The sequence below is a fragment of the Kitasatospora sp. NPDC052868 genome (genome assembly GCF_044547105.1).
GTDB lineage: Bacteria > Actinomycetota > Actinomycetes > Streptomycetales > Streptomycetaceae > Kitasatospora.
Genome location: NZ_JBITZW010000006.1, coordinates 1 through 26987, shown reverse-complemented (window position 1 = coordinate 26987; position 26987 = coordinate 1). Strand labels below are relative to the sequence as shown.

27 protein-coding genes are annotated in these 26987 nt (G+C 73.7%); 13 read left to right on the top strand and 14 right to left on the bottom strand.

The window, feature by feature from the left end; translation table 11 throughout:
* Nucleotides 1–35: 35 nt before the first annotated feature.
* The 6 genes from ACIGZJ_RS12490 to ACIGZJ_RS12465 form a co-directional block, all read right to left on the bottom strand.
* Complete coding sequence (locus ACIGZJ_RS12490; protein ID WP_396457148.1) at nucleotides 36–1268, bottom strand: MFS transporter; 1233 nt, start codon at nucleotides 1266–1268, stop codon at nucleotides 36–38.
* Between the two features lie 71 nt (nucleotides 1269–1339).
* The gene (locus ACIGZJ_RS12485) at nucleotides 1340–2824 is read right to left on the bottom strand and encodes a GMC family oxidoreductase N-terminal domain-containing protein (RefSeq protein ID WP_396457147.1); all 1485 of its coding nucleotides are present in this window, start codon (nucleotides 2822–2824) and stop codon (nucleotides 1340–1342) included.
* On the bottom strand, nucleotides 2821–3219 hold the full coding sequence (locus ACIGZJ_RS12480) for a hypothetical protein (RefSeq protein ID WP_396457146.1): 399 nt from the start codon (nucleotides 3217–3219) through the stop codon (nucleotides 2821–2823). The genes ACIGZJ_RS12485 and ACIGZJ_RS12480 overlap by 4 nt, the downstream gene beginning before the upstream one ends.
* A complete protein-coding gene (locus ACIGZJ_RS12475; protein ID WP_396457145.1) occupies nucleotides 3219–4637 on the bottom strand; it encodes an aspartate aminotransferase family protein in 1419 nt (472 codons plus the stop codon). Before ACIGZJ_RS12475 ends, ACIGZJ_RS12480 begins: the two co-directional genes overlap by 1 nt.
* Nucleotides 4630–6030 (bottom strand): NAD(P)/FAD-dependent oxidoreductase, encoded by a 1401-nt coding sequence (locus tag ACIGZJ_RS12470; protein WP_396457144.1) that lies wholly within the window; start codon nucleotides 6028–6030, stop codon nucleotides 4630–4632. The genes ACIGZJ_RS12475 and ACIGZJ_RS12470 overlap by 8 nt, the downstream gene beginning before the upstream one ends.
* Before the next feature lie 65 nt (nucleotides 6031–6095).
* Nucleotides 6096–7076, bottom strand: a complete 981-nt coding sequence (locus tag ACIGZJ_RS12465) for a glycosyltransferase family 2 protein (RefSeq protein WP_396457143.1) — start codon at nucleotides 7074–7076, stop codon at nucleotides 6096–6098.
* Nucleotides 7077–7670: 594 nt separating this feature from the next.
* On the opposite strand from ACIGZJ_RS12465, the gene ACIGZJ_RS12460 reads away from it, so the two are divergent.
* On the top strand, nucleotides 7671–8108 hold the full coding sequence (locus ACIGZJ_RS12460; protein ID WP_396457142.1) for a VOC family protein: 438 nt from the start codon (nucleotides 7671–7673) through the stop codon (nucleotides 8106–8108).
* Nucleotides 8109–8252: 144 nt separating this feature from the next.
* On the opposite strand, the gene ACIGZJ_RS12455 is transcribed toward ACIGZJ_RS12460, so the two are convergent.
* A complete protein-coding gene (locus tag ACIGZJ_RS12455) occupies nucleotides 8253–8900 on the bottom strand; it encodes an NADPH-dependent F420 reductase (RefSeq protein ID WP_396457141.1) in 648 nt (215 codons plus the stop codon).
* Nucleotides 8901–9024: 124 nt separating this feature from the next.
* Here ACIGZJ_RS12455 and ACIGZJ_RS12450 point away from each other — a divergent pair, with 124 nt between their 5' ends.
* Complete coding sequence (locus ACIGZJ_RS12450) at nucleotides 9025–9432, top strand: winged helix-turn-helix transcriptional regulator (protein ID WP_396457140.1); 408 nt, start codon at nucleotides 9025–9027, stop codon at nucleotides 9430–9432.
* A 167-nt stretch (nucleotides 9433–9599) separates the two neighbouring features.
* Nucleotides 9600–10301 carry a helix-turn-helix domain-containing protein gene (locus ACIGZJ_RS12445; RefSeq protein WP_396457139.1) on the top strand — a complete coding sequence of 234 codons (702 nt, stop codon included), beginning with the start codon at nucleotides 9600–9602 and terminating at the stop codon, nucleotides 10299–10301.
* A 24-nt stretch (nucleotides 10302–10325) separates the two neighbouring features.
* On the opposite strand, the gene ACIGZJ_RS12440 is transcribed toward ACIGZJ_RS12445, so the two are convergent.
* Entirely contained in the window at nucleotides 10326–10544 is a 219-nt protein-coding gene (locus tag ACIGZJ_RS12440; RefSeq protein ID WP_396457138.1) for an ADP-ribosyltransferase domain-containing protein, read from the bottom strand.
* Nucleotides 10545–10756: 212 nt separating this feature from the next.
* Here ACIGZJ_RS12440 and ACIGZJ_RS12435 point away from each other — a divergent pair, with 212 nt between their 5' ends.
* Nucleotides 10757–11776 carry an LLM class flavin-dependent oxidoreductase gene (locus ACIGZJ_RS12435; RefSeq protein WP_396457137.1) on the top strand — a complete coding sequence of 340 codons (1020 nt, stop codon included), beginning with the start codon at nucleotides 10757–10759 and terminating at the stop codon, nucleotides 11774–11776.
* A gap of 55 nt (nucleotides 11777–11831) precedes the next feature.
* Here the strand turns inward: ACIGZJ_RS12435 and ACIGZJ_RS12430 are convergent, their stop codons facing one another.
* Entirely contained in the window at nucleotides 11832–12791 is a 960-nt protein-coding gene (locus tag ACIGZJ_RS12430) for a restriction endonuclease (RefSeq protein ID WP_396457136.1), read from the bottom strand.
* Between the two features lie 268 nt (nucleotides 12792–13059).
* Nucleotides 13060–13551 (bottom strand): FBP domain-containing protein, encoded by a 492-nt coding sequence (locus tag ACIGZJ_RS12425; RefSeq protein ID WP_396457135.1) that lies wholly within the window; start codon nucleotides 13549–13551, stop codon nucleotides 13060–13062.
* Between the two features lie 72 nt (nucleotides 13552–13623).
* Between ACIGZJ_RS12425 and ACIGZJ_RS12420 the strand changes: the two genes are divergently transcribed.
* Entirely contained in the window at nucleotides 13624–14193 is a 570-nt protein-coding gene (locus tag ACIGZJ_RS12420; protein ID WP_396457134.1) for a TetR/AcrR family transcriptional regulator, read from the top strand.
* A 374-nt stretch (nucleotides 14194–14567) separates the two neighbouring features.
* On the top strand, nucleotides 14568–17003 hold the full coding sequence (locus ACIGZJ_RS12415) for a hypothetical protein (protein WP_396457133.1): 2436 nt from the start codon (nucleotides 14568–14570) through the stop codon (nucleotides 17001–17003).
* 19 nt (nucleotides 17004–17022) lie between these two features.
* Here ACIGZJ_RS12415 and ACIGZJ_RS12410 read toward each other — a convergent pair whose 3' ends face one another.
* The gene (locus ACIGZJ_RS12410) at nucleotides 17023–17253 is read right to left on the bottom strand and encodes a hypothetical protein (RefSeq protein ID WP_396457132.1); all 231 of its coding nucleotides are present in this window, start codon (nucleotides 17251–17253) and stop codon (nucleotides 17023–17025) included.
* Nucleotides 17254–17505: 252 nt separating this feature from the next.
* On the opposite strand from ACIGZJ_RS12410, the gene ACIGZJ_RS12405 reads away from it, so the two are divergent.
* Entirely contained in the window at nucleotides 17506–18081 is a 576-nt protein-coding gene (locus ACIGZJ_RS12405; RefSeq protein ID WP_396457131.1) for a dihydrofolate reductase family protein, read from the top strand.
* 46 nt (nucleotides 18082–18127) lie between these two features.
* Here ACIGZJ_RS12405 and ACIGZJ_RS12400 read toward each other — a convergent pair whose 3' ends face one another.
* A complete protein-coding gene (locus tag ACIGZJ_RS12400) occupies nucleotides 18128–18346 on the bottom strand; it encodes a hypothetical protein (RefSeq protein ID WP_396457130.1) in 219 nt (72 codons plus the stop codon).
* 77 nt (nucleotides 18347–18423) lie between these two features.
* Nucleotides 18424–18837 carry a Fur family transcriptional regulator gene (locus ACIGZJ_RS12395; protein WP_392939910.1) on the bottom strand — a complete coding sequence of 138 codons (414 nt, stop codon included), beginning with the start codon at nucleotides 18835–18837 and terminating at the stop codon, nucleotides 18424–18426.
* Between the two features lie 418 nt (nucleotides 18838–19255).
* Here ACIGZJ_RS12395 and katG point away from each other — a divergent pair, with 418 nt between their 5' ends.
* The 6 genes from katG (at nucleotide 19256) to ACIGZJ_RS12365 (ending at nucleotide 25640) form a co-directional block, all read left to right on the top strand.
* A complete protein-coding gene (gene katG, locus ACIGZJ_RS12390) occupies nucleotides 19256–21487 on the top strand; it encodes a catalase/peroxidase HPI (protein ID WP_396457129.1) in 2232 nt (743 codons plus the stop codon).
* Nucleotides 21488–21828: 341 nt separating this feature from the next.
* Nucleotides 21829–22068 (top strand): hypothetical protein, encoded by a 240-nt coding sequence (locus ACIGZJ_RS12385; protein WP_392939906.1) that lies wholly within the window; start codon nucleotides 21829–21831, stop codon nucleotides 22066–22068.
* 92 nt (nucleotides 22069–22160) lie between these two features.
* The gene (locus tag ACIGZJ_RS12380) at nucleotides 22161–22733 is read left to right on the top strand and encodes a hypothetical protein (protein ID WP_396457128.1); all 573 of its coding nucleotides are present in this window, start codon (nucleotides 22161–22163) and stop codon (nucleotides 22731–22733) included.
* On the top strand, nucleotides 22730–24643 hold the full coding sequence (locus ACIGZJ_RS12375) for an ABC transporter ATP-binding protein (RefSeq protein WP_396457127.1): 1914 nt from the start codon (nucleotides 22730–22732) through the stop codon (nucleotides 24641–24643). Before ACIGZJ_RS12380 ends, ACIGZJ_RS12375 begins: the two co-directional genes overlap by 4 nt.
* The gene (locus ACIGZJ_RS12370; protein ID WP_396457126.1) at nucleotides 24640–25119 is read left to right on the top strand and encodes a S26 family signal peptidase; all 480 of its coding nucleotides are present in this window, start codon (nucleotides 24640–24642) and stop codon (nucleotides 25117–25119) included. The genes ACIGZJ_RS12375 and ACIGZJ_RS12370 overlap by 4 nt, the downstream gene beginning before the upstream one ends.
* Nucleotides 25116–25640, top strand: coding sequence for a MauE/DoxX family redox-associated membrane protein (locus ACIGZJ_RS12365; RefSeq protein ID WP_396457125.1), 525 nt, complete (start codon nucleotides 25116–25118; stop codon nucleotides 25638–25640). Before ACIGZJ_RS12370 ends, ACIGZJ_RS12365 begins: the two co-directional genes overlap by 4 nt.
* A gap of 59 nt (nucleotides 25641–25699) precedes the next feature.
* Here ACIGZJ_RS12365 and ACIGZJ_RS12360 read toward each other — a convergent pair whose 3' ends face one another.
* Complete coding sequence (locus tag ACIGZJ_RS12360) at nucleotides 25700–26524, bottom strand: BTAD domain-containing putative transcriptional regulator (protein WP_396457124.1); 825 nt, start codon at nucleotides 26522–26524, stop codon at nucleotides 25700–25702.
* Nucleotides 26525–26987 lie beyond the last annotated feature (463 nt).

Here is a 26987-nt window from a genome sequence, read left to right as displayed (position 1 = left end):
GACCGGGACCCGGCCGGGCCGGAGGGCCCCGCGGGTCAGTCGGCGGGCCGCGCCGACCGGGTGGCGCGGGTCAGCCACCAGGTGGCCGCGAGGCAGACGGCGGCGAGCACGAAGAGCACCGCCGGGACCATCCGCACCTCGAAGAGCTCGATGGCCCGGCCCAGCACCGGTCCGGCCGCCACCCCGCCCACCATCGAGGCGGCGATGACCAGCGCGCCGGCCCGCTGCGCCGCCGGCACGGCGCGCTTGAGCCAGGGCAGCCCGGTGGGGAAGATCGGCGCGATGAACAGGCCGACGCCCGCGTAGGCGTAGGGCGCCGCGCCGGGCAGTACCGCCGCCAGCAGGCACACCGACATGCCCGCGCAGCTGACCGCGATGATGACCGGCTCCGACCAGCGCAGCGTCAGCGGCGCCACCAGGAAGCGGCCCAGCGTGAGCATCAGCCAGTAGACCGAGGTCGCCGAGGCGGCTACCGTGGTGCCGTAGCCCACCGCCTCCAGATGGGTCGGCTCCCAGCCGCCGACGCCCGCCTCCACCCCGACGTGCAGGACGTACAGCAGCACGAACACGCCGAGCAGCGAGGCGGTCCGGCTCTTCACCCCGGCGGCGGAGGCGGCGGCGGGGGCGCCGGAACCGGGCGCGTCGGGGGCGTCGGCGGGGCGGCCGCCCTGGTCCGGGGTTCGGTCGCGGACGCCGCCGAGCGGGAGCAGCAGCAGGGCGGCCAGGACGGCGAAGACGACGAAGACGGCCGGGTAGCGGTCGGCGCCCAGCGCACCGATCAGCGCCGGGCCGATGATCGCACCGATGCCGAAGTGGGCGTTGAGGATGTTCAGCATGGCGGGGCTGCGCCGCCCGAAGCCGGTGGCGAAGAGCTGGTTCAGCCCGTAGTCGATGCCGCCGAAGCCGAAGCCGGTGACCAGCGCGCCGAGGAGGGCGAGTGGCCAGTTCGGCGCCAGCGCGAAGGCCGTGCCGCCGACCGCCATGAGGGCGTAGGAGACGCCCAGCAGAGCCCGGTTGCCGATCCGCCCGTAGGCCCGGTCGAAGGCGAGGACACCGGTGACGCCGCCGATGAAGTGGGCGCTCAGGGCGAGTCCGGCACCGGAGGGGGACAGCCCGAACTCCTCCCGCAGGGCCGGGAGGGCCGGCCCGTACAGCGACTGCAGCGCGCCGATCAGGACGAAGCCGACGCAGGAGGCGACGATCGCCGGTGTGCTGAACCAGCGGTCGGCGCTCCCGGTCTTGGCCGACCGGGCGGACAGGGTGTGCATAGGTCTCTCTCCGGGTGGGTGAGGCGGGTGAGTCGGACGGGGACGCGGAACGGACGGGGGCCGACGGGCCGTCAGCGGTTCAGGAACCGGGCGGCGATCTCGTGGGCGAAGGCCATGATCGTGCCCTGCGGGCTGATCCCGGTGACGCCGGGGAGCACGCTGGCATCGCTGACGTGGAGGTTGCGGAAGCCGTGCGGCCGCCCGTGCTCGTCGCACACGCCGCCGCGGTCCGGCCGGCCCATCCGGCAGGACGCCATCCCGTGGACGGAGACCAGCTCCCAGTCGGCGGGGCGGACGCCGGCGCAGAAGGACTCGACGTCGGCCGCCGTGCGCAGCGGGCCCGCCGCGGCGACCGGCGGGACGAGTTCGACGGCGCCGGCGGCCAGCAGCAGCCGTGCGGTGTCCGCGAACGCCGTGCGGAGCGCGGTGTGGTCCTCGGCGGTCATGCCGTGCCGCAGCAGGGTGCCGCCGAGCGGCAGCGCGGTGACCCGGGCCCTGCCGCGCAGCCGCACCTGGGTGGTGTAGACGGCCGACCGGTCGAGCCGGTCGAGAATTCCCTCGACCAGCTGCGGGGGGTGTCCGGCGAGCGCCGCGGCGAGGCTCCCGGGGGTCAGGTTGGACGGCATGACGAGGACGCCGCGATCGGTGAACTCGTGGACCTGGGCGGTGAAGATCGTCCCGTTGGTCGCCGCGACGGGGTCGGCGAAGCGGGCGACGGTCCGCAGGTTGACGTGCAGGCCCAGCTCGCGGCCGGCGCGGTCCGGGTGGATCCCGCTGCGCTGCAGCAGGGCGGGGGTGCCGATCGGGCCGGCCGCGACGAACACCGTCCGGGCCCGGTGGAACGCGCGCCGGCCCTGCTCGTCCACGGTCAGGACGCCCTGGACGTCCCGTCCGTCGTGCCGGATCCGCAGCGCCCGCGTCCCCGGGAGGATCCGCGCACCGAGGCGCTCGGCCTGCGGGAGGTAGGTCAGGGCGGTGCTCTGCTTGGCCCCGCTGGTGCATCCGGTGGTGCAGCGGTTGCGCCGCAGGCATCCGTGCAGCGCCCGCTCGGGGTACTGCCAGCGCCACCCGAGGCGGTCGGCTCCGGCGGCGAGGAGGACGGAGTCGCGGTCCCCTCCGTCGGGGGTCTGCGGCTCGACCCGGAGGCGTTCGACGATCCGGCGCAGGTGCGGGGCGAGGTCCGCGGCCCGGTAGCCGTCGACACCGTGGACGGCGGCCCAGCGGCTCAGCAGGGCGGCGGAGGGCTGCCACAGGAGCCCGCCGTTGACGACGGTCGTCCCGCCGACGCAGCGGCCCTCGCCGTAGGCGATGGTGGGCCGCCCGAAGATCGGGGTCAGGCCGCCCTGGCGGTAGAGCCGGCGCATGTTCTCGGCGGGTGTCGCGGCGCCGAGCTCGTCGGTGGTGACGCGCGGGCCCTCCTCGATCACGTGCACCTGGTGGCCGGCCGTCGCCAGGTCCAGGGCGACGGCGCTGCCGCCGGCACCGGAGCCGATGACCAGGACGTCGCAGTCGCGGGTCGGCGTGCCGCGGCGGGCGCGCGGCCAGGGCGCCGTCACCGGGCCGCCGCCCGGGGCTCCGGGCCGTCCAGTGCGCCGTACAGGGCGAGCGCGGTGCTCGCCCGCAGCACCTGGGCCACTCCGGGGAGCCGGCCGAGGCGGGCCATCGCCACCCGGTCGGCCGCGGCGGGGGCCCGGTGCACGCTGTGTCCGCCCGCGCAGCGGAACAGTGCGGGAATCGCGCGCAGCACCGCGCAGTAGCCGAGCCGGTACGGCAGCGGGAGGGTGGCGATGGTGCCCTGGACGTGGCGCTCGGCGGCGCCGGCCGCACCGGTGGCGCGCAGGCAGGCGTAGTGGCGCTGCCAGTAGGCCGGCAGGCCGCTGGCGCGCACCGCGCCGGAGCGGTCGGTCGGGTGGATCGGTCGCAGCGGTCGGAGGAGTCTCAGCAGTCGCATCAGCCGCTCACCTTCTCCTTGACGAAGCCCGCCAGCAGCCGCCCGGCGCCCTGGTCGAGGACCTCGCCCAGGGCGGACAGGAAGACGTCGACGTCCTTGGGCTCGGCCACCAGGGGCGGCGAGGCGATCAGGGCGATCTCCCGGTTGGACCCGAAGAAGGTCAGCACGCCGTGGTCCCGGTAGAGGGCGGCGACCACCGCGGCGGTGAGCAGCTTGGGCACCGCCTGCGGGTCCTTCGCGAAGCCGCCGGGCAGGGCCGCCCGGATCCGGTCCGGGATCCTCGGCCCGCTGCGCAGGAAGAGGCCGTGCAGGGCGCCGCGGCCCCGGGTGCCGGTCACCAGGCGGGGGTGGCGCGCGGCCAGGTCGGCCAGTCCGGCGCCCAGCCTGGCCCCGAGCTCCCGGGCCCGGCCGGGGAAGTCCTCGTCCACGGCGACGGCCACGGCCTCCAGGGCGGTGGCGGTCTCCTCGCCGAAGCCGTAGTAGGTGGTGCTGTGCAGGGTGGCGTCGGCAAGGTTGTCGTACGCCCGCCGGAAGACCGCCTCGCGGGCGGTGTACGCGGAGATCGAGGCCTTGCCGCCGCCGAAGGACTTGGACATGGCGAGGACGTCGGGGACGAGGTCCGGGTGGCGCATGAAGTGGAACAGCTCCCCGGTCTTGCCCCAGCCGGTGTAGACCTCGTCGAAGATCAGCACGATGTCCAGCTCGGTGCAGATCCGCCGCAGCTCGTAGAGGAACCGCGCCGAGCACTCGCGCAGGCTGGAGGCGCTGAAGGGCTCCAGGACCACCGCGTAGACGTCGCTGCTGCCGTCGGATCCGCGGTGGCGCTCCAGCGCGGCGGTGAGGGAGTCCAGGTCGTCGTAGGCGAAGGAGTCGGTGCCGGGGATCTCCGGAAAGGGGAAGTGGATCTCGGGGGAGGCGGTCAGGCTGCCGGCCCCGAGGAGCTTCCCGTGGAAGGCGATGTCGCTGTGGAGGATCGTCCCGCGGTGTCCGGCGTGGTACTTGTAGGCGAGCTTGACCGCCCCTTCCACCGCCTCCGCACCGGAGTTGGGGAAGTAGCTCACGTTCAGGTCGCCCGGGAGCAGGGCGGCGAGGTTGTGGCTGAGGGCCGCGACATACGGGGAGAAGAAGTTCTTGTGCACCTCCATCCGCTGCTCGCGCTGGAAGCGCTCGCGGACGGCGAGGATCCGGGGGTGGTTGTGGCCGTGGTTCAGCACTCCGACGCCGCCGGTGAAGTCCAGGATCCTTCGGCCGTCGCGGAGTCGGATCCAGGCGCCCTCGGCGTGGTCCACCGTGTCCCGGCCGAAGCCGAAGGACCCGATCAGGTCCACCTGGCTGCGACTGACGTGGGCGCGGTAGAGCTGGTGGATCCGGGCGATCTCCAGGTTGTGGCAGTCGTCGAAGGTGATCAGCTCACTCATGGTCCGCCCCGTTCTCGCCGTCCCGGGTGAGGGGACTCCTGTGGTCCAGCTGCTCGGCCATCAGCAGGGCCGCCTGGCGGCCGCCGCGCACCGCGTAGTTGGTGCCCCGGTCCTCGGGGAACACCTGGGCCATCCCGGCGAGGTACACGCCGGGGATCCGGCTCTGCAGCGGCGGCATGGTGCGGGTGTAGCCGGGGGTGACGACCGGCTGGGCGTACTCGGCGCGCCAGACGTGGTAGCGGTCGACCCAGCCGCGGTCGAAGCCGGGGAACATCCGCCGCAGGTGCGGCAGGCTGAACTCGAAGACCTGCTCGTCCGTCATCCGGTACAGCTCGGCGTCCGCCGGCAGGTACTTGGAGAGGTAGACGATGTGGCGTCCGCCGTAGCGGGACGGGTCGTCGAGGTTGGTGTGCTCGATGACGCCGACGTAGGGGAAGGACGGGTCGTTGACGTTCAGCCAGTAGGTGTCGGAGAGCTTGCGGTTGTTCTCCAGTACCAGGCAGACGTTGGCCAGGTAGCCGATCTGGCGGAGCTGCCGGGACAGCGCCGGGACGGCCGGGTGGGCGGCCTCGGGGTGGTCGAGGAGGCGCGCGGCCTGCTCGGGGGCGGTGGTCACCAGCACCTGGCGGGCCGGGTGCAGCCGCCCGCCGGCCGCCACCGCGGTGAGGCCGTACCCGTCGGCGTGGAGCGCCTCGGCGGCGGTGCCCGTGCGGACGTCCACCCCGAGCTCGGCCAGTCGGCGCCCGAGCGCCGTCAGCAGGGTCCTGCTGCCGCCGCGCAGGTAGTACAGCGTCTCGCTGCCGGACTTGGTGCGGCTGCCGCCGCGCAGGTGCAGCTTGGTCCACATCCAGGTCGCGCCGACCTGCCCGGCGTAGTCGCCGAACTTGCCCTCCAGCAGCGGCCGCCAGACGACGTCGTAGACGCGGCGGCCGCCGAGCGAGACGAGCCACTCCTCGGCCGTGCGGTGCTCCAGCTCCCGCCAGTTCCGCACCCGTCCGGCGCGCACGGCCAGCAGACCGAGCCGGAGGCGGTCGGTGAACGCCAGCGGGGCGAAGCGCAGGACGTCGATCGGCTTGGAGAGCTTGAAGATCGTGTTGGCGTAGTACATGCCGGTCCGGGTGAGGTGCGGCTCCACCGCGTCGGCGATGCCCAACTCCTCGCACAGCCGCAGGATTTCGGTGTCGGAGGAGAACCAGTGGTGGTAGAAGCGCTCCAGCTCCCGGTCGCCCACGGTGAAGGAGGCGGCGAGGCCGCCGATCTCGTCCTCGGCCTCCAGGACGCGCACGCTCACCCCCTTCGCGGCGAGCTCCAGGGCGGCGGTCAGACCGGTGAACCCGCCGCCCACCACCACCACGTCGACCGGCTTCTCCACCACGTCGGCCGCTTCGGGCACCGGGGTTGCCTCCGTTGCTTCCACAGCCTTGTTCTGACGACTCGTCAACTTCTCCGGTGCGGCGGTCATCGGGCCACCCCCGAGGCGATCGACGCCTGCAGAGCGGAGGCCGGGCGGGATCGTTGGATCCGCTCCCCGACGACGAAGGGCGGTCGGCCCTGTGCGTGGCGCAGGGTGGCGTTGACGTACTCCCCGAGCACCCCGATCGCGAGGGTCTGGACTCCGAGGGAGTAGGCCCAGCGGGCGGTCCGGAGATCGCGCCGGGCCAGTGCGACCACCGTGGCGACGGCCGCCGAGAGCAGGCCGCCGGCGGCCGTCGCCCGGATCGGCAGAGCCGACCCGGAGATGATTCCGCGGCGGGAGAGTTCGAGCATCTTGCGGAGCGTGTACTTCGACGTGCCGGCGGCGCGCGGGTCGCGGCGGTACGGCACCGACGTCTCGGGGAGGCCGGCCCAGCTGATCGTGCCGCGGAGGAAGAGCTCCTGGCCGCCTAGGCCGTCGAGCAGGTCGACCACCGACCGGTCCAACAGGCGGAAGTCGCCCGTGTCCAGGGCCACCGGGTGATCGGACATGCCGTTCAGCAGCCGGTAGTAGGCGAAGGCGGTGGCCCGCTTGAGGACGCCCTCCCCCTTGCGCTCGATCCGGCGGGCCGAGACCACCGACCAGCCGTCCCGCCAGCGGGCGACCAGGTCCGGGATGAGCTCGGGCGGATCCTGGAGGTCGGCGTCGATGATCACGACGGCGTCGCCGGTCGCGTCCCGGAGCCCGGCGAGGCAGGCGGCCTGGTGGCCGAAGTTGCGGCTCAGCCTGGCGGCCCGGACGTGCTCCGACCCGGCCGCGAACTCCCTGATGAGGGACCACGTGTCGTCGGTGCTGCCGTCGTCGACGTAGAGGACCTCGTACGTCACCCCGCGGCCGGCCCGCAGGGCGCGGACGAGCCGCGCGTGGGTCGCGGGCAGGACCGACTCCTCGTTGAAGCACGGCACGACGACGGTCACGAGCGACGAGGCCGCTGTCCGTGGGGCCGGTTGGATGGTGGTGGGCATGCGACATCCCCCTGTGTGAACCTGTTGGAATGTGTTCGTAGCCGGGTGGCGCCACTCGGGTCGTAGGGCGGCCAGTGTGCGCGTGAACCAGCGCTGGGGCGGCAACAGTTAAGGTCATGCCGGGGTGCGGGGCAGGTCTGGACCCTGGGCCGGCAGGGTTGGGGAAGTGGAGGCGACCACTCGATCACCGCAAGATTAAACAGAAAACGACGGGACCGTACAGGGCGTTTTTTCGACCACCCGGAGCTGTCCGACGGGGGATCGACGGGAACCGGCCACCGCCGGTCGAGGCGCCGAACCGTGGGGCACGGTCGCCTGCCCGCCGGCCCGCGCCCCGTCCGATCCGACGTCAGGTCGGCCGGCGGTCAACGGCCCGGACCCGTCGCCGGCCGGCCGGAGAGGGCCGCCGCCGCACCCTGAACTCATTGCAAGCAGGCTGAAAGCGGTCCTGGCCCGGAGTCGTTACCGGCCGAACCAGGTCGTGTACTGGCCGAAAACCTCACCCGGGCAACGGCGGTGGCGTGCTGGTAGGGCCTGTCTTCAGACCCCGTCGTCCGCCGGGACGGCGGGCGGCCCGGCCTCTACGATGGGCCGATGAAGTCGATCAAGCAGGTCCAAATCACCTTCGACTGCGCGGTACCGCTGCGCGTCGCCCGCTTCTGGTCCGAGGTGCTGGGGTACGTCACGCCGCCGCCCCCGGAGGGGTTTGCCACCTGGGACGACTTCGACCGCGAACCGCGGCCCGGGTACGAGGGGCCGGCGTTCGCGGCGTGCGCCGATCCCTCGGGTGTCGGCCCGCGGCTGTTCTTCCAGCGCGTTCCCGAAGGCAAGGTCGTCAAGAACCGGGTGCACCTGGACGTGCGGGTCGGCACCGGACTCGTCGGAGAGGAGCGCCTGGCCGCAATCGAGGCCGAGTGCGCACGACTGCTCCCGCTCGGCGCGGTCCGGGGGAAGCTGCTGGTCGCCGACGGCGTCAACGAGTCGTGCCTCCTGATGCAGGACATCGAGGGCAACGAGTTCTGCCTCGACTGAGCGGGCGCTGACGCGGTACCTCCGCCGGTCGGCCGCCCACGGCACGACGAAGCTCCGGTGGTGCGGGGTGGCCTGGGAGGGTCACCTCGCACCACCGGAGCTTCGTCGCGTTCCCGGCGGCGGTCGTTTCGCCGGCCGGGACGCTCAGGCCTGCCCGCCCGCGTACGCCAGCGGCGGGAGGACGGCCTGGGCGTCCCGGCCGGCGAACCAGAGGCCGATGGCGAGGGCGGTCGCCGCCTCCAGCAGCCCCGCGCGGACCAGACCGCCGGCCGGCACCGGCTCGGCGCCGAGATCGGTGGCCAGCCGGCCGACCAGGGCGAGCGCCTCCGGGTCGTCGCCGCAGAGGGGGACGGCGAGCGGGCGGCCGTCGAAGACCGGCGGCGTGCGCCGCCAGACGCTCTCGTGGCAGACGTTGAAGGCCTTCACCACGTGCGTGCCGGGTGCGGCGGCGGCGATCCGCTCGGCCATCGACGGGCCGCCGGCCGTGGTGAGGGTGAGGGTGCCGGACGCGATCGGGTTGGTGCAGTCGATCAGCACCCGCCCGGCCGGCGGGGCCGCCGCCACGACCACCCGCTCCACCCGGTCGGCCGGGACGGCGAGCAGCACCGCCTCGCCGAACCCGGCGGCCGCGGCCGGGTGTTCCACGGCCCGCGCGCCCGCGCCCAGCTGCCGGGCCGCGGCGGCGGCCCGGGACGCGTCCCGGGCGCCGAACGCCACCTCGTGCCCGGCCCGGACCCACTGCCCGCCGAGCGCCTGTGCCATGTTGCCCGCTCCGATGATGCCGATCCGCATGGGAGACCTCCTACGCCGAGTCCGAGCCGACCCCGGTCGGGGCCGCTTCGGGATGACTCTAGGAACGGCGATGGTTACCGATTGGTGCGTGGCGGACGGGCGAGGATGAGGGGGGGGACCGCCGATGGCGGCGAACGGTGCGACGGACGGTGCGGCGCAAGGCGTGACGGGCGGCGGGGCGGGCGAGGCCTTCCTGGCGGACTGCCGGGCCCGGGTCGCCTTCGACCTGCTGGCCAACACCTGGAGCTCGGTGGTGCTCTGGGCGCTGCGCGAGGCGCCCGCGCGCCCCGGCGCCCTGCGGGTGCGGATCGGCGGCATCAGCGCCAAGGTCCTCACCGAGACGCTGCGCCGTCTGGAGTTCAACGGGCTGGTGGAGCGCCGCAGCTATCCGCAGGCCCCGCCCCGGGTCGAGTACGCCCTCACACCGCTCGGCCGCACCCTGCTGCCCACCCTGGAGGCCCTGGGGGAGTGGGGCTTCCGCCACGGCGACGCGGTCCTGGAGGCCCAGGACCGGGCGCAGGAGAGGGGTTGACGCCCCGCCACCCGGCGCCGGTGTTGGAGCGTGTTCGCTCGTTGACTCTGCGTCATGGAATGATCGGCGGGCGGGCGGCACCGGGCCGACCGCTGAGGACGGGGTGCCCCGCCCGGGATCGACGCCTACGGCGATGACCGGGCGGAGCCCGCGAGCAAGGAGTGCAGGTGAACGGGGACCATGGCCTCGAAGCGGCCCGCCGCGCCGACCCCGCCGACGTCGCGCGCAGGATCGCCGACCGGCGCTCCCAACTCGGCCTGACCGAAGAGGTGCTGGCGAACCGGGCGGCGATGTCCCCGAGCTACCTCCGGCACCTGCTGGAGGCCGGTCCGGTCTTCGACCCGGGCGGGTTCGTGCGGATCGCCGCCGCGCTGCGGCTCGGCTACCAGGAGCTGCTCGAAGGGCGCGCCGACGCCCCGCCCGGGCAGCCGGACGCCGCGCCGCACCCGCAGCTGTTCCACCTCACCGAGGCCGAGTGCTGGGACCGGATCGGCACCCACGGCGTCGGCCGGATCGCCCTGCCCGTCGACCCGGGCCCGGCCGTCTTCCCGGTCAACTACACCGTGGACGACGGGACGATCGTCTTCCGCACCGCCGCGCAGGGCGCCGCCACGCCGGACGACGGATCCCCGGTGTCCTTCCAGGTCGACCGGATCGACGACCACCTGAGCCAGGGCTGGAGCGTCCTCCTCCTGGGCCGGGCGCGGCACGTCGGGGATCCGGACACCGTCGAGCACCTGCGACAGCTGCCGGGTACGACGTCCTGGGCCGGCGGCAGCCACCCGCTCTGGGTGCGCATCCAGCCGGACGAGATCACCGGCCGCCGCATCGCAAGCCCCGGCGCGCCCACCGCGGCGGCCGATTCCTAGAAGACGCCCGGTCCGCGGTACGGCTCAGGACACCAGCGGCTGCTCCTCCAGTTCCGTCAGCTGCACGGTGCACAGTCCGTTGCGCTCGGCCCTGACGTCCGTGACCTCGAGCCGGGTGCCGGGCGGCAGGATGAACTCCTCCTCGTCGGTGAACGCGGAGAAGCTGCGGATGCCCACCGCCCGGGCGGGGAGCACCTCGAAGAGGGTCCGCTTGCCGCGGCTGCCGAGGAGGGCCCGCGCCACGCCGGGTTTGGCGGTGCACGAGGGGGCGGCGGCGGCCGGTCTGCTTCGGGGGTGTCACGGGGGTGTTGCCCCGGATTGCGGTTCCGATGTGCCACTTGATCGCCACCCGGCCGCGTGTGAGTGTGGGCCGGACGCCCGGTGATCGGTATCCGGGTGGTGACAGTCGATCCGCGCCACCCGGTGGCGAGTCGGTCGCGGAGAACGGAGGACCGGTGCCGTCGCCCTCGCAGCCCCTTCGCAAGCTGGGCTTCCTGACCATCGGACTCTTCGACCCGGCCGACCCCGCCCGGGGGCACGAGTCGACACTGCGGCTCATCGAGCTGGGCGAGCAACTGGGGTTCGACAGCGGCTGGGTGCGCCACCGGCACCTGCAGTACGGGATCTCCTCGCCCGTCGCCGTGCTGGCGGCGGCCTCGCAGCGCACCCGCCGCATCCAACTGGGCACCGCGGTCATCCCGTTGGGCTGGGAGAACCCGCTGCGGCTGGCCGAGGACCTGGCGACCACCGACCTCCTCTCCGGTGGCCGGCTCAACCCCGGTATCAGCGTCGGGCGGCCGGGGCACTACGACCGGATCGCCTCCGCGCTGTACCCCGACACCGCCGAGGCCGAGGAGTTCGGCTACCAGCGGGTGCGCCGGCTGCTGGACTTCGTCCGGGGCGAGCCGGCCACCGACTTCAGCGGCGTCGAGGGCATCGAGGTCTACTCGGACCGGGTCCAGCCCGTCGCACCCGGCCTGGCGGACCGCATCTGGTACGGCGGCGGGAGCCTGCGCTCGGCCCGGTGGGCTGGTGAGCAGGGCCTGAGCCTGCTCACCAGCAACGTGGTGCGGGCGGAGGAGTCGGAGGACTTCGCCGAGATCCAGCGGTCGCAGATCACCGCCTTCCGCGACCACCACCCCGAGGGCGGGCGGGCCCGGGTCTCCCAGGGGCTGGTGGTCATCCCCACCGACAGCGCCTCGGCGGAGCAGCGGGCGAGGTACCGGGAGTACGCCCGCAGCCGGCTGCCGCGCACCGCCGCCCCGCAGGGCCCGGCGCGGATGATGTTCGCGCCGGACCTGGTCGGGACGTCCGCCGAGATCGCCGAACGGCTCTACGCCCACGCCGCGTTCCGGGAGGTCGACGAGGTGGTCTTCGCGCTGCCGTTCACCTTCGGCGAGGAGGACTACGTGCAGATCCTCACCGACATCGCCACCCGCCTCGCCCCCGCGCTCGGCTGGCACCCGGCCGTCTGACCGACCGCGGCCGGTCCGGCGGCCGGGCCGGAGGCCGGACCGGGCCGGAGAGGGCCTACGCCTCGTCGACCTCCAGACCGTAGGCGACGACGGCCTGGTGCAGCCCGCCCGGGTACCCGGCGAGGGCGGGGGTGAAGTCCCAGTCCCCGGCGGCGTCGCGGTCGAACCTGCCCAGGCGCATCGCGGTGTTGGTCGCGGCGCCGTCGGCCAGGTGCACGATGGCCGGGTCCTGGTCGGCGCCGGCTTCGAGGATCAGGGCCGGTCCGCCGAACCCGGCCATGGTCGCCGCCGGGTGGTTCTCGACATCGGCGGCGGCGATCACCACCAGCCGGTCCGCATCGGCGGGAAGCGCGTCGAAGTCGACCATCAGGCAGGCGTTGGCGTCGCCGTAGCCGGTGACCAGGCGCACCGAACCGTCCGGCGTCGAGCCGTTGTTGTAGAACACCAGGTGCTCGTCCGACAGCGCCTTGTTCCCCTGGCACACCAGGGCGGCGATGTCGTACTCCTCCTCGCCGGTCCAGTGCAGGAGGAGCCGGGCGGGCTCGGCGGCCACCTCGATCCCGGGCAGGTCGCCCTCGTCGCCGAGTCCGGCGGCGCCGTACCGGGCGGCCGCGAACACCTCGTTCAGTCCGTGGTGCTTGAGCAGGCCGACCAGCTCGGCACCGTTGATCAGGGTGATCGGCTTCCCGGTGACGAACTGGTGCGAGCTCGGGCCGAACCTGCTGGTCGTGACGAGTACGGCCTTGGTCGCGGCCTGGTCGTGCTGAAGCGTCCCGTACAGGTCCCGCACGGCCGAGGGCGTCACCGTGTCCCGGTACCGCTTCACCTGCACGATCACGTTCCCGCCGCGGAACGGGTCCGTGTCGATGCCGCGTACGTCCACTCCACCGTCCCGCGACCGGGCCGTGAGCTCGACCTTCATGCCCATGGCCTCCATCAGCCGGGCGATCAGCTGCTCGAACTCGACGGGGTCCAGCTCCATCAGCAGCTGGAGCTCGCGAACCCGTTTGGCCATCCGGCCGCGGTTCGCGGTGGTGTCATCACGGAGGTGACGGAACAGCAGGCGCTGCGCGCGACGCTCGGCAGTGTCGGGGCTGCTGAGACGGTGGAGCTTGCGGCTCCGGGACATTCTGCCCCCTACAGGGTTACGGGTTAGGGCAGGCGCCACGGTAGGGCCGGCAGCCGACACTCCGTCACCCATGTTTCACAATCGATAACTTCGGGATTCCGGGGGCGTCCTGACGGCCTCCCCGGCGCCGTGCAGCCGACCCGGCCAGGGCGCCTCAGTCGATGACCTTGGCGATGAACGCTGCGAGGTTCGACCTGGTGCGCTGGATCTTCTCCTCCAGGGTGAGGGACTCGTGCAGCCGCCCCCCGGCGCCCGCGTCCTTCCGGCCCCGCACGTAGAGCGAGCAGGCCAGGTCGCTGCACATGTAGGCGCCCACGGTGTTGCCCTGCCGCCCGGCGGGCCCGGCCTTGGGCGCGACCATGAGGGAGACCCCGCCGGTGTGGCTGGTCACGCACAGCGAGCAGATGCTGCGCCGGGCCTGCCAGGCGGCGGCGCCCGGGCTGCGCAGCACCAGGCCCTGCGGGCGGCCGTCGAGCTCGACGACGAGGTAGGCCCGATCCGGGGCCTGCGGGTCCCGCCAGCCGAGGAAGTCCAGGTCGTCCCAGGGCTGTTCGGCCAGGTCGCGGGGGATGTTCAGGCGCTTCGCCTCGCCCTTGGTGCAGTTCAGGAAGGCGGTGCGGATGTCGTGTTCGGTCAGCTGCTCCATGACACCGCAGACTAATTTGCCTAAGACCTTTAGGCAAACGCATAATGGGTGATGCCGAGCAGGAGGAAAACCATGGTTCGCGTAGGACTCACCGCGGAACGGCTGACCCGCGCCGGGGCGGAGCTGGCCGACGAGGTCGGGTTCCAGCAGGTGACCGTCTCCGAGCTGGCCCGCCGCTTCGACGTCAAGGTCGCGAGCCTCTACTCGCACGTCAGGAACTCCCAGGACCTCAAGACCCGGATCGCCCTGCTCGCACTGGAGGAACTCGCCGACCGCGCCGCCGAGGCGCTGGCCGGCCGCGCCGGCAAGGACGCGCTGGCCGCCTTCGCCGCCACCTACCGCGACTACGCCCGGCAGCACCCCGGCCGCTACGCCGCCGCGCAGTTCAGGCTCGACCCCGAGACGGCGGCCGCGAGCGCCGGCGTCCGGCAGGCGCAGATGACGCGGGCGATCCTGCGCGGCTACGACCTCGCCGAACCGGACCAGACGCACGCCGTCCGGATGCTGGGCGGCATGGTCCACGGCTACATCGGCCTGGAGCTGGCCGGAGGCTTTGCTCACACGGCCGTCGACCCGCAGCAGTCCTGGGACTGGATCGTGGACTCCCTGGACACCCTGCTGCGCACCCGCGCCACGCACTGAACCGTCGCCCCGGCACCGGGGCGGCCGGTCTCCGCAGGTCTTCGTACACGACTTCGGCGCGAGGATCGCGACCGTCGCCCATGACCGCCGGTGCCTGAGCGCCGTCGGCCGCGACCTAGGATTCTGTCCGTGTCCAGGGCGGACGCCCTGGACACGGTGGACAGGCGGGCAGTGGGGACGGCATGGCGGTCGGACGCAGTGGCGGGGGCGAGGCGGAGTTCCTGGCGGACCTCCGCCGACTCGGGGAGGTTCATCGGACCGGGCTGGCCGGAACGCACTCGTTGCGGGTCGTCGCGCGCGCTGTCGGGGTGTCACCGACGACGGTCGGCGAGTGGCTGAAGGGGACCCGGGTCCCGCAACGGCCGGAAGCCTTCGTGCGGTTGGTCGCCGTGCTGCGGACGGCCGCTGCACAGGCCCGGATCGAGCTGTCGCCGACCGACTGCCACCTGCTGGACCCCGATGAGTGGCGTTTCCGGTACGAGGCCGTCGCCCGAAGCCGTGCGCAGTCCGTTGGCGCAGGGGTGCAGCGCGCCCAGGCCCTGACCGCGCTCGCCGGTACGGAGTCACCCACCCGCGATTCCGACCTGCCCGACAGGCCGCGCCCGGTCGCCCGGTGGACGGCACAGCAGCTCGGTGTCCATCCGGCCGTCCCCGGCCGCGCCTTCGAGTCCGGTGCGGGCTTCGTGCTCCCCGAGTACGTCGAGCGGGGCCACGACCGGCGGCTGCGCGCGCAGTTGGACGCGGTGGCCGACGACGGGCGGAGCGCGCTTGTCGTCATCCAGGGGGGATCCTGCACGGGCAAGACGCGCACGGCGTTCGAAGCGGTCCGGGCTTCGCTGGGGGACTGGCAGCTGGTGTTCCCGAAGACCGCCGAGAGTCTGCTCGCGCTGCTGGCCGCCGATGCCGCAGGGCCGCGGACGGTGCTGTGGCTGAACGAGGCGCAGAACGTGATCGACGGACCGAAGGGCGAGGCCGCCGCCGCGGCGCTGCGGCGCGGCCTTGAGCGGCGCGGCCCGTTGGTGATCGTCGCCACGCTCTGGCCGGACCTGCACCGCAGGCTCGCCGAGCGTCCCGCCGAGGGTTTGGACCGCCACCCGCAGGCCCGGGGACTGCTCGCCTCGGGGTCGGTGGTCCACGTACCCGGGGCCTTCGAACGGGCGGCGCTCGCGGACCTGATGGCCAGGGACGACGCCTCGCTCGCAGTGGCCGCCGCAACGAGCCGGTCCGGGGGAGTCACCCAGGTGCTGGCGGGCGGTCCGGCCCTCGTCGACCACTATGAGAGCGCCGTCGGATCGGACTGCTACGCCTGGGCGGTCGTCACGGCCGCCATGGACGCGCGCCGGCTCGGCCACGGCCCGTCCATCCCGCTCGCCCTGCTGGAGGCGGCGGCCCCGGGCTACCTGACGAAGGACCAGCGCGCCGAGGCGCCCGCGGACTGGTTCGCGGACGCCCTGGCGTACGCGCGGACGAAGGTGAAGGGCGTGGTCGCGGCCCTCGGCGAGGTCGCCAACGACCACGGGATGGGCGCGCGGCCGGGGGTCTGCCAGCTGGCCGACTACCTTGACCACTACGGCCGCGCCGCGCGTCGGAGCTGCTTCCCGCCGGCGTCGTTCTGGGAGGCGGTGCGCCACCACGCGGGGACGGCTAGGGACCTGTGCGAGCTCGCACGGTCCGCGAGCAGGCGAGGGCGCGAGCGAGTCGCCGACCTGCTCCTGTGGCAGGCGGCGGAACAGGGCCACACTGCGGCCTGGACCGACCTCGTGACAGCCAGGGAGGACCGAGGCCTCTCGGCGGAGGCGGAGCGGCTGGCCCGGGTGGCGCTACGGAGTGGGGACTCCGAAGCGATGTGCATGCTGGCCTTGGAACGCGGCCTGGCCGGCGACGGGGCAGAGGGCGAGCGGCTCTGCCGCGAGGCCGCAGAGACGGGCCATGCCGATGCTCTGGTCTCCCTGGCCGGGATGCTGGGAGGAGGCCCCGAGGCCGAGGATCTGCTCGCCAGGGCAGTGGAGGCGGGCTCGTCCGAAGCACCCCACGACCTCGGACGGCTGCGCCGGGCCGCCGGCGATCCCGAGGAGGCGATGCGCCTGTTCAGGATCGGCGCTGCTGCCGGGGATCTCGACGCCACCGGTGAGTTGATCAACTGGGAGGAGGACCACGGCAACCAGGAGGAGGCCGAACGTCTGGCGCGTCGGTACATGGAGCGTGGCAAGGGGTTCGTGCTGGCACTGCTGGCCGCAGACAGGAACGCAGCCGGCGACCGGGCCGATGCTGAGAGGCTCGCCTGGGAGGTGGTCGACTTTGCCGATCGCCATGCGTCGGCCGAGGCGGAGGGGCCATGGGGCAACGGCGTCTCCGCGGCGACCATGGTACTGCTGGCCTGTGCCCAGGACGAGGGCGAGGCGCGGGTCGACGAGGTTCTGCGGCGGCTTGCCGAGTACCGAAGCCCGCAGACGCTGGTGCGCGTGGCCAGGTACTGGGAGGACTGCGACGCCGGTGTGGCGGAGAGGCTGTACCGCCGGGCGGCCGAGGCCGGAAACCATGAGGCGTTGGGATGCCTGGCCCGGATGAGGCTGGGAGACGCCGCCGAGACCGAGCGGTTGCTGCGGTCCGTGGCGGACGCCGGCGGCGGCGTGGACGGGTTGGCGCACTTCTGGGAGGACGAGGGTCGCCCGGAGGACGCCGACCGCCTGATGGCCTACGGCCTTGAGATCGACGGCTCCGTCGCCGAGCCGTGGGACATGCGCACGGACGTGAACGCGCACGCGCAGACGCGCTCCGGCCCGACGACGGAGCGTGGGCAGCGGGGCTGAGCGTCCGCGCTGCCTGTGGTCACCAGGGCAGCAGGCCCCGGACGACCCGGCCCAGCCTGGCGAGGTGGTCCAGCAGGGTGGTCAGGGTGCGGCGGGCCGCGGTACGGCGGTAGGCGTGCCGCGACCACACCGTCGGCAGGACGACGCCGACGTACAGCAACAGGAAGAGGGCGAGAGCGACGAGGCCGGTCGGGCCGAGGGTCTCGACGGCGCGGATGCCGGTGTCGTGCAGGGCCTTGATGAGCGTCATGGTGGTCGCCTTCGTGGGAGGTCGGGGCCGATGAGGCAGACCGTTCCTGTCCAGGAGGGTGTCCAGCAGCCGTTCGCGGGATCCTGGACGGCCCCGGCCCGAACGCGCTGGTCCGGGCCCCGGGGGCGAAGGCGTCCAGTTCGACGCGTCCGGGGACTGGACGGCTCCGCGCGCCGTGATGCCTCCTGCGCCGGGCGGCGGCGGGCGGCGGGCGGTCGTAGGGTCGAAGCCTGTTCCCGAGGAGGGGTTCCGATGCGCAGCGTGACCTACTCGATGGGCGTTTCCCTGGACGGCTACATCGTCGGGCCGAACGGCGACTTCGACTGGACGGCGCCCGACGAGGACGTCTTCCGCTTCTGGATCGACGAGATCCGGGAGGTCGGCGTCCACCTGTTGGGGCGGCGGCTGTACGAGACGATGCTGTACTGGGAGACCGCCGACCAGGACCCGTCGCTCGACGACTCGATGCGGGAGTGGGCCGCGCTCTGGAACCCGCTCCCGAAGGTGGTGTTCTCCACCACGCTGTCGACGGTGCAGGGTACTGCCCGGCTGGCCTCCGGCGGCCTGGCGGAGGAGATCGGGCGGTTGCGGGCCGAGCCGGGGGAGGGCGACATCGCGATCGGCGGCGCGACGCTCGCCGCCGAGGCGGCCGCGTCGGATCTGATCGACGAGTACCGGGCCATGGTCTACCCGGTGCTGGTCGGCGGCGGCGTTCCGTTCTTTCCCCGGCGCGAGCGCCGGGTGGATCTCGAACTCGTCGAGACCCGCGTCTTCGGCTCGGGAGTCGTCTACCTCCGCCACCGGGTGGCGCGGCACGTGGGGAAATAGGACTCCGGCAGGTCACCCGTCGGGGTCCTGCCGGAGTCCGCGGACGTCAGCCTGCTGCCTGGTACTCGCCGTTCTCGGCGCGGAAGATCTGCCGGGCCTTGCAGAGCAGCTGGAGGTCGCGGCGTACGGTGCGCGGGTCCGGGCGGGGCAGGTACGTCTCGCGGGCCCGCTTCCAGTCCCAGGTGCCGCCGTCCCTCATCATGATGTCCAGGAGCCGCTGCCGGCGTTCGATCGCCGAGGCGGGTGGGGTTTGGTCGTCGTTCATGGGCTTATTCTCCCGCATCGCGGCGGGCCGACTCGACCCGAGGGCGGCGGGCACTGCCAAGATCGACCGGAGAGGCCCTAAGCCGTGCAGGACGGGCAGAGGCCCCGGTAGGTGACCGCGACGCCGGCGACGGTGAAGCCGAAGCGCTCCGAGGCGGGGAGGTCGGCGAGCGGGTCGCCGGTGGGGTGGACGTCGCGGATGGCGCCGCAACCGGTGCACACCAGGTGGTGGTGGGGGTGGTGGGCGTTGGGGTCGAAGCGTCTGGCCCGCCCGTCGGTGGAGACCTCGGTGACCTCGCCGAGGGCGACCAGCTCGCCCAGCGTGTTGTAGACGGTCGCGCGCGAGATCTCGGGCAGCCGCTCCGCCGCCCGGGCGTGCACCTCGTCGGCGGTGAGGTGGACGTGCTCGCCGTCGAGGACCTCCGCGACGACCCGTCGCTGGGAGGTCATCCGCCAGTTGCGCCCGCGCAGCCGCTCCAGCAGGTCACTCATATCGGCTCACCTCACCGGGGTCATCGGGAAGACCGGGGTCATCGGGAAAACGGATCGTATCAACGCGCATCCGCTGGTGACCGGCGGCAGGCTTGGCGTGGTTCTTGACTTGGATTTTGTCCATCGTAGGATCGGCTCCGGCGTTAGCCTAGGGACAGGACGACTCCAGTACGGCAGGAGAAGACAGCGTGACTGCACCACCGCCGTGCGGCCCCCGGTACCGGGTAGGCCGGCACCGGGGTGAGCGACCGGCGGGGCTGCCGCACCGGATGCGTCCGAGGAGCACGGCTTCCCTGCCGACGAGGCCCACCAGGCCCACGCGGCCGACGACGCCGTGACCCGCCGGGGCCCCGGCCCCGGCTCTTTCACCGCCCGCAGTTCCTGAACACAGTGATCCGCCCGGCCCGGAGGGATTCCCATGTCTGAGAACCATGATGCGATCGTCACCGATGCGAAGCCGGAGGGCGGCGGTGGCTGCCCCGTCGCGCACGACCGTGCGTCGCACCCGACGCAGGGCGGCGGAAACCGCCAGTGGTGGCCGGACCGGCTCAACCTGAAGATCCTTGCCAAGAACCCCGCCGTGGCCAACCCGCTCGGCGAGGAGTTCGACTACGCCGAGGGCTTCCGGAGCCTCGACCTCGCGGCCGTGAAGCGGGACCTCGCGGAGGTGCTGACCACCTCCCAGGACTGGTGGCCGGCCGACTACGGCCACTACGGCCCGTTCATCATCCGGATGGCCTGGCACAGCGCCGGCACCTACCGGATCAGCGACGGCCGCGGCGGCGCCGGGGCAGGCCAGCAGCGCTTCGCCCCGCTCGACAGCTGGCCGGACAACGCCAACCTCGACAAGGCCCGCCGCCTGCTGTGGCCGGTGAAGAAGAAGTACGGCCGCAACCTCTCCTGGGCCGACCTGATGATCCTGGCCGGCAACGTCGCCCTGGAGACGATGGGCTTCGAGACCTTCGGCTTCGGCGGCGGCCGCGCCGACGTCTGGGAGCCGGAGGAGGACGTCTACTGGGGCCCGGAGACCACCTGGCTCGACGACCAGCGCTACACCGGCGACCGCGAGCTGGAGAGCCCGCTCGGCGCCGTCCAGATGGGCCTCATCTACGTCAACCCGGAGGGCCCCAACGGCAACCCGGACCCGATCGCGGCGGCCCGCGACATCCGTGAGACGTTCCGCCGGATGGCGATGAACGACGAGGAGACGGTCGCCCTGATCGCGGGCGGCCACACCTTCGGCAAGACCCACGGCGCCGGCCCGGCGGACAGCGTCGGCCCGGACCCGGAGGCCGCCCCGATCGAGCAGCAGGGCCTGGGCTGGAAGAGCACCTTCGGCACCGGCAAGGGCGGCGACGCCATCACCAGCGGCCTCGAGGGCGCCTGGACGGCCACTCCGGTGGCCTGGGACAACACCTTCTTCGAGACCCTCTTCGGCTTCGAGTGGGAGCTGACCAAGAGCCCGGCCGGCGCCCACCAGTGGAAGCCGAAGGAGGGCGCCGGCGCGGGCACCGTCCCGGACGCGCACGACCCGGCGAAGACCCACGCCCCGACGATGCTGACCACCGACCTCTCGCTGCGCTTCGACCCGGTCTACGAGCGGATCTCCCGGCGCTTCCTGGAGAACCCCGCGGAGTTCGCGGACGCCTTCGCCCGGGCGTGGTTCAAGCTGACCCACCGCGACATGGGCCCGGTCGTGCGCTACCTCGGCCCGGAGGTCCCGACCGAGACCCTGCTGTGGCAGGACCCGCTGCCGGCCGTCACCCACGAGCTCGTCGACGCCGCCGACATCGCCGCGCTCAAGGAGCAGATCCTCGCCTCGGGCCTGACCGTGGCCCAGCTGGCCTCCACCGCCTGGGCCTCGGCCTCGTCCTTCCGCGGCAGCGACATGCGCGGCGGCGCCAACGGCGCGCGGGTGCGCCTCGAGCCGCAGAGCGGCTGGGAGGTCAACGAGCCGGAGCAGCTGGCGACGGTGCTGAGCACCCTGGAGAGCGTCCGGAAGGCGTTCAACGGGGCGCGGTCCGGGGGCCGGCAGGTCTCGCTCGCGGACCTGATCGTGCTCGCCGGCGGCGTGGGCGTCGAGCGGGCCGCCAAGGAGGCGGGCTTCGCGGTCGAGGTCCCGTTCAGGCCGGGCCGGGTGGACGCGGCGCAGGACCAGACCGACGTGGAGTCGTTCTCCGCGCTGGAGCCGACCGCCGACGGGTTCCGCAACTACCTCGGCAAGGGCAACCGCCTGCCGGCCGAGTACCTGCTGGTCGACCGGGCCAACCTGCTGAACCTGAGCGCCCCGGAGCTGACCGTCCTCGTCGGCGGCCTGCGGGTGCTCGGCGCCAACCACCAGGGGTCGTCGCTCGGCGTCCTCACCACGGCGCCCGGCACGCTGACCAACGACTTCTTCGTCAACCTGCTCGACCTGGGCACGGTCTGGAAGGCGACCTCCGCGGACGCGAACACCTTCGAGGGCCGTGACGCGGCCACCGGCGAGGTCAAGTGGACCGGCAGCCGCGCCGACCTGGTGTTCGGCTCCAACTCCGAGCTGCGCGCCGTCGCCGAGGTCTACGCGAGCGACGACGCCAAGGAGAAGTTCGTCCGGGACTTCGTCGCCGCGTGGGTCAAGGTGATGGAGCTCGACCGCTTCGACCTGGTCTGACCGCAGCGTCGAGCGCCACGGCGCCGAGTGTCGCAGCGCCGAGCGTTGCAGCGCCGAGCGTCGCAGCGCCGAGAAGCACGGCATCGAGCGCCAGCACGGCATGACGCGGTGACGCCACCGCCCACCGTGTGACGGCCCGCCCGCCACCGCCCCCGGGGATCCCCCGGAGCGGTGGCGGGCGGGCCGTTCGCATGTCCGGGAGCCGTCTGCGGGCCGTCCCGGGCGGGCGGGCCCGTGCCGGTGAGGGCCCCGCAGAGCCGATGAGGAGCCGATGGGGAGGGCCCCCGGACAGCATGGTGGAGCGACTCGATCGGACGGGTCGAACCCCACAAGGAGGTCACATGACCAGGACCCTCACGTCGTTCGGCGACCGGATGCTGGGCGCCCTGCTGAAGCAGAAGAAGGCCGGCGCCTGCGTGCCGCCGGACTACTGCGGTGTCGTCGCCTGTAACTCGCAGGGCGGCTTCTGTTCGGGCGGCTGGTGGTGGCAGCCGATGTGCAACGGCTACTACAACTGCACCGGCACCTGCAAGGGCACCGGCGGCCTCCAGTACAACAAGAAGGTCGCGTACGGCTGCTGACGACCGCAAGGGCGGGGGCCCCGGCTCGGCGGCCCCCGCCCTCCGCCGCCCTTCGAACGGCCCAGATTCGAACGGCCCAGAGAGGAACCGACATGCTCACCGCCCTCATCGTCTCCACCGTCGCGCTCGGCCTTGCCATCGCGGCCAACCTCGTCCTCACCTTCGCCGTGATCCGCAGGCTGCGGACGCTGGAGGAGGGTGGCACGGGCGCCCCCGACGCCCTGCCGGCGGTCGGCACCGCCGTCGCCGAGTTCAGCGCCGTCACGACCTACGGCGAGGAGCTGACCGCGGCCGACGTGGCCGCCGGGGACGCCTTCGCCGGCTTCGTCATGGTCGGCTGCACGCCCTGCGGCACGCTGATCGAGTCCCTGGCCGGCGGCGCCGCCACCGGGGCCGCCGACCCGCTGTTCTTCGTCGTCGGCGACCCGGAGAACCCGGAGACCCGCAGGATGACCGCCGCCCTGGACGCCGTCGGCCGGGTGGCCGTCGTCGCCGAGAAGTCCTCGGCCACCGCGGCCTTCGGCCAGGTCGGCGCCTTCCCGACACTGCTCCGGCTCAAGGACGGCGTGATCACCGCGGCCGGCCACGACCTGGCCGACGTCGTGCCCGCGACGGCGCACCGCACGGGGGCCGACCGCCCGGCCCAGGTCCGGGAAACGGTGTGATCACGACGGTCGCCGGGCGGGTGCGGACCGCGGCCGCCGCACTGCGGCTGGGCTGGCGGGCCTCGCCGCAGGGGATCCTGCTCCAGCTGCTGCTCGCCCTGCTCACCGGCGCCCTGCCCGCCGTGCTGGCCTACACCACCAAGCTGCTCGTCGACGCGCTCGCCGGCGCGGGCGGCCCCGGCGCGGCCGACGGCACCCGGGTGGCGTGGCTCGCGGCGGGGGGAGCCGTCCTTGCCGGGGCGACCGCCGTGCTCAACCACGTCACGGCGCTGATCGGCGCCATGGTCGGCCGGGCCGTGAACCTCGAGGTGCAGGACCGGCTCTACGAACGGGTCAACGCCTACCGGGGGCTGCGCCCGTTCGAGGACCCGGCGACCCAGGACCGCATCCGGCTCGCCGAGACCGCGGCCCAGGGCGCACCGCACGACGTCCTCGACTTCCTGCTCGACTCGGTCCGCAGCACCGCGACGATCGCCGGGTTCCTCGGCACGGTGCTGGTGTTCTGGCCGCCGATGGGCGCGCTCCTCGTGCTCTGCGTCGCCGTCTCCGTGGCCGGCCACCTGCGCACCTCCCGGGGCATGGCCGACACCGCCGCCGCGATCGTCCCCGCCACCCGGCGGTACTACTTCTACCGGACGCTGCTCATCGACCCGCGGGCCGCCAAGGAGATCCGGCTGTTCGGCACCGGGCCGCTCTTTCGCCGCCGTGCGGTCGAGGGGCTCCGCGAGACGACCGGCGCCGGCCTGGCGGCCCTGCGCCGCGGCGTCCTCGTCCAGTCGGGGCTCGCCCTGCTCACCGCCGCGGCCGCCGGCACCGCGGCCGTCGTCGTGGCACGGCAGGTGCTCGCCGGCCGGATCACCCTCGGCGACATGACGCTGTTCACCGCCGCGGTGGCGGCCGTCCAGGGCGCGCTGTCGGCCATCGTGATGCAACTCGGGCGCGCGGAGGAGGCGTTGCGGCTCTTCGGGCACTACCTCGCGCTGCTCGGCTCGCCCGCGGACCTGGCGGACGGCACGGTCGTACCGCCGCCGCTGCGGGACGGCATCACCTTCGAGGACGTGTGGTTCCGCTACACCCCGGACGCCCCCTGGGCGCTGCGCGGTGTCCAGCTGCACCTCCCGCACGGCAGCGCCGTCGGCCTGGTCGGCGTGAACGGCGCGGGCAAGAGCACGCTGGTCAAGCTGCTCTGCCGGTTCTACGACCCCGACCGCGGGCGGATCCTGTGGGACGGCGTCGACATCCGCACGATGCCGGTCGACGAACTGCGGCGCAGGATCGGCGCCACGTTCCAGGACTTCATGACCTACGACCTGACCGCCGCCGAGAACATCGGCCTGGGCGCCGTCGAGCACCGGGAGGACCTCGACCGGATCCGGGCCGCCGCCGCCCGGGCCGGCATCGACCGGAGCCTGGAGCGGCTGCCGCGCGGCTACCGGACCATGCTCAGCCGGACGTTCACCGACGAGGACGAGCAGGACGGCGTGCTGCTCTCCGGCGGCCAGTGGCAGCGCGTCGCCCTCGCCCGGTCGCTCATGCGCGAGGACGGCGAGCTGCTCATCCTGGACGAGCCCAGCTCCGGACTCGACGCGCTCGCCGAGCGGGAGGTCCACCAGGCGCTGCGCCGCCACCGGGCCGGGCGCACCAGTCTGCTGATCTCGCACCGGCTCGCCGCCCTGCGGGAGGCCGACCTGATCGTGGTGCTCTTCGAAGGGCGGGTCGTGGAACGCGGAGGCCATGACGAGCTGGTGGCCCTCGACGGCCGGTACGCGGAGATGTTCGCCGCGCAGGCCGAGGGCTACCGGGCGGCGGCCGGGCACGGCGGGCCGCCGCCCGGGGAGCCGCCGCACAGCGCGGTGCCGCACGGCGAGCCGCCGCGCGTCGGGGTGGAACAGCCCGGAGGAGTGCGGTGAACGCCCTTCCGCTGACCGCGGCGGCCGCCGGTGCGCTGGCCGGCCTCGCGGCGACGGCGCTGCTGCTCCGCCGCTCCTTCGAGCTGGTCGTGGTGGAGGGCGGCAGCATGGAGCCCACCCTGCGGGACGGCGACCGGGTGCTGGTGCGCCGCACCACGGTGTTCCGCCGCGGCGACGTGGTGGTCATCCCCGTCCCGGGCGGGCCGCGCGACCCGGGGGACTCGCCCTGGCTGGTGAAGCGGGTCAGCGGCGTGGCGGGCGACCCGGCCGCGGGCGGCTGCCCCGCGGTGCCGTCCGGACACCTCGCCGTCCTCGGGGACGGCCCGCGCAGCCTGGACTCGCGGACCTTCGGCACCGTCCCGAGCCGGACCGCCCTGGGCGTCGCCGTCCGCCGGATGTCCCGCGACGGGCGACCCGCGCAGTCCCTGAACCGCTCGGGGCACCGGACGACCCACGGTTCGAGGAGGACCGCATGACCATGCTGCAACTGGCCGCCCGCGCCCTGCTGGTGGTGGTGTTCGGCACCGCCCTGGTCGGCAAGGCGCGCAGCCGCGCGGCCCTGGCCGCGTTCGCCGCCGACCTGGCCGGCTTCCGCTGGCTGCCGGCCGGCCTGCGGCGGTCGACCGCCGTCGGTGTGATCGTCGCCGAACTGGCGACCGTGGCACTGCTCGCGACCGTGCGACAGGCCGGCGCGGCGGCCGCGCTCGTGCTGCTGGCCGGGTTCACCGCCGCGACCCTGCGGGCCGGGCGGGCGGCGGACTGCCGGTGCTTCGGCCGGGCGAAGCCGGCGGCGCGGGGCGGCGCCGGGGGCTTCGTCCTGCGCAACGCCCTGCTCGCCGCCGGCGCGCTCGCCGCGGGCCTGGCCCCCGGGGGCGCCGTGGCCCCCGCGCTGGCGGCCGCCGCCCTCGCCGCGGGTGCGGCGGCGGGCGCCCTGGTCGTCCGGTGGGACGACATCGCCTACCTGTTCCAGGGGCCCGCCGCGCCCCGGCGCTCCTGACGGTCCCGGCGGGCCGCCACTCCGCAGGCTCCGCCGGGACCGTCAGGCCGTCGGACCGGTCAGCGACCCGTGCGCCGGTGGTGCGGAAGGACGCGCGCCGGGTGGCAGCAGAGCCGGCGGAGCCGGGGGAGACTGGTACGGGCGTGCCGGCGCGGGCTCTGCAGATCCGGGTCACCGCGCAGGACGGCGTTCTCCAGCTCCACCAGGGCGGGCCCCGGGTCCAGCCCGAACTCGTCCGCGAGCAGTGCCCGCAGCCGGCGGGCCACGGCCAGTGCGTCGGTCTGCCGCCCGCTGCGGTACAGGGCGAGGACCAGCCGCTCCACGAGGCGCTCGCGCTCGGGGTAGCGGTCCACCAGTGCCGTCAGTTCGGGGACGAGCTCCTGGTGGCGTCCCGCGCCGAGTTCGATGTCCGCCAGCAGCTCGTAGGCGGCGAAACGTTCCTCCTCCAGGTGCGCCCGGACCGGCTCCGCGAACGGCGCGTCGATCCCGGTGAGCGCGCCGCCGCGCCACAGGCCGAGCCCGTTCCGCAGATGCCGGACGGCCTGCGCGTGCTCGCCCAGCCCGGTGAGCCGCCGCGCCTGTGCGACCTCCCGGCAGAAGTCCACGGTGTCGAGGTCGTGCCGGCCGACCGACAGGCGGTATCCGCCCGCCAGCGAGGTGATCGCCCCCGTTCCGGCCGGTGCGACGGCCCCCGGAAGCAGCTTGCGCAGGGCCGAGACGGCGGTGTGCACCTGGCCGCGGGCGCTGCGCGGCGGGCGCTCGCCCCAGAGTGCGTCCACCAGCTGCTCGATGCAGACCTGGTGGTTCGCGTTCAGCAGCAGGAACGTCAACACCGCCCGCCGGCGCGGCCGTTCGATGGGCACCACGGTGTCCCGGTCGAACACTTCCAATGGTCCAAGAACTGTGTAGCGCATGTTCCCCCCGAGCTACGGACCTTGTGGGCAGCTCAAGCGAACTCCCCTTGGTCGAAGGGGAGTCCGCGGCTCGCGATTTCGCGTGATCATAAGCCGTCGTTTCGGCTATGGGAACCGTGCCGGCGAAACCCGGGTACACGGGTGGGACGGGTGCGATCGAGGCCGGGCTCCGACGGTCCGAGCCGTTCCGCAGCCCGCGACGGGGGTGACCTGCGGCTCCCGTTCGGTGGCGCCGGTCTGTGAGCCCTGATGCCCAGGATGCCCCTGGGACCGCCGGCCCGGCGCCAGGATCGGCTGACCGCCGGGCACTGCGCGGGTGGCCCAACCGGTCCCGGATATGCCGCGACGCCGCTGCTCCCTGCCCGGTGTTCGGGTGGGTGCAGCGGCGTTGTCGTGTGGCGTGTGGTGGTGCCGGGGTGTTACTTGGTGAGGC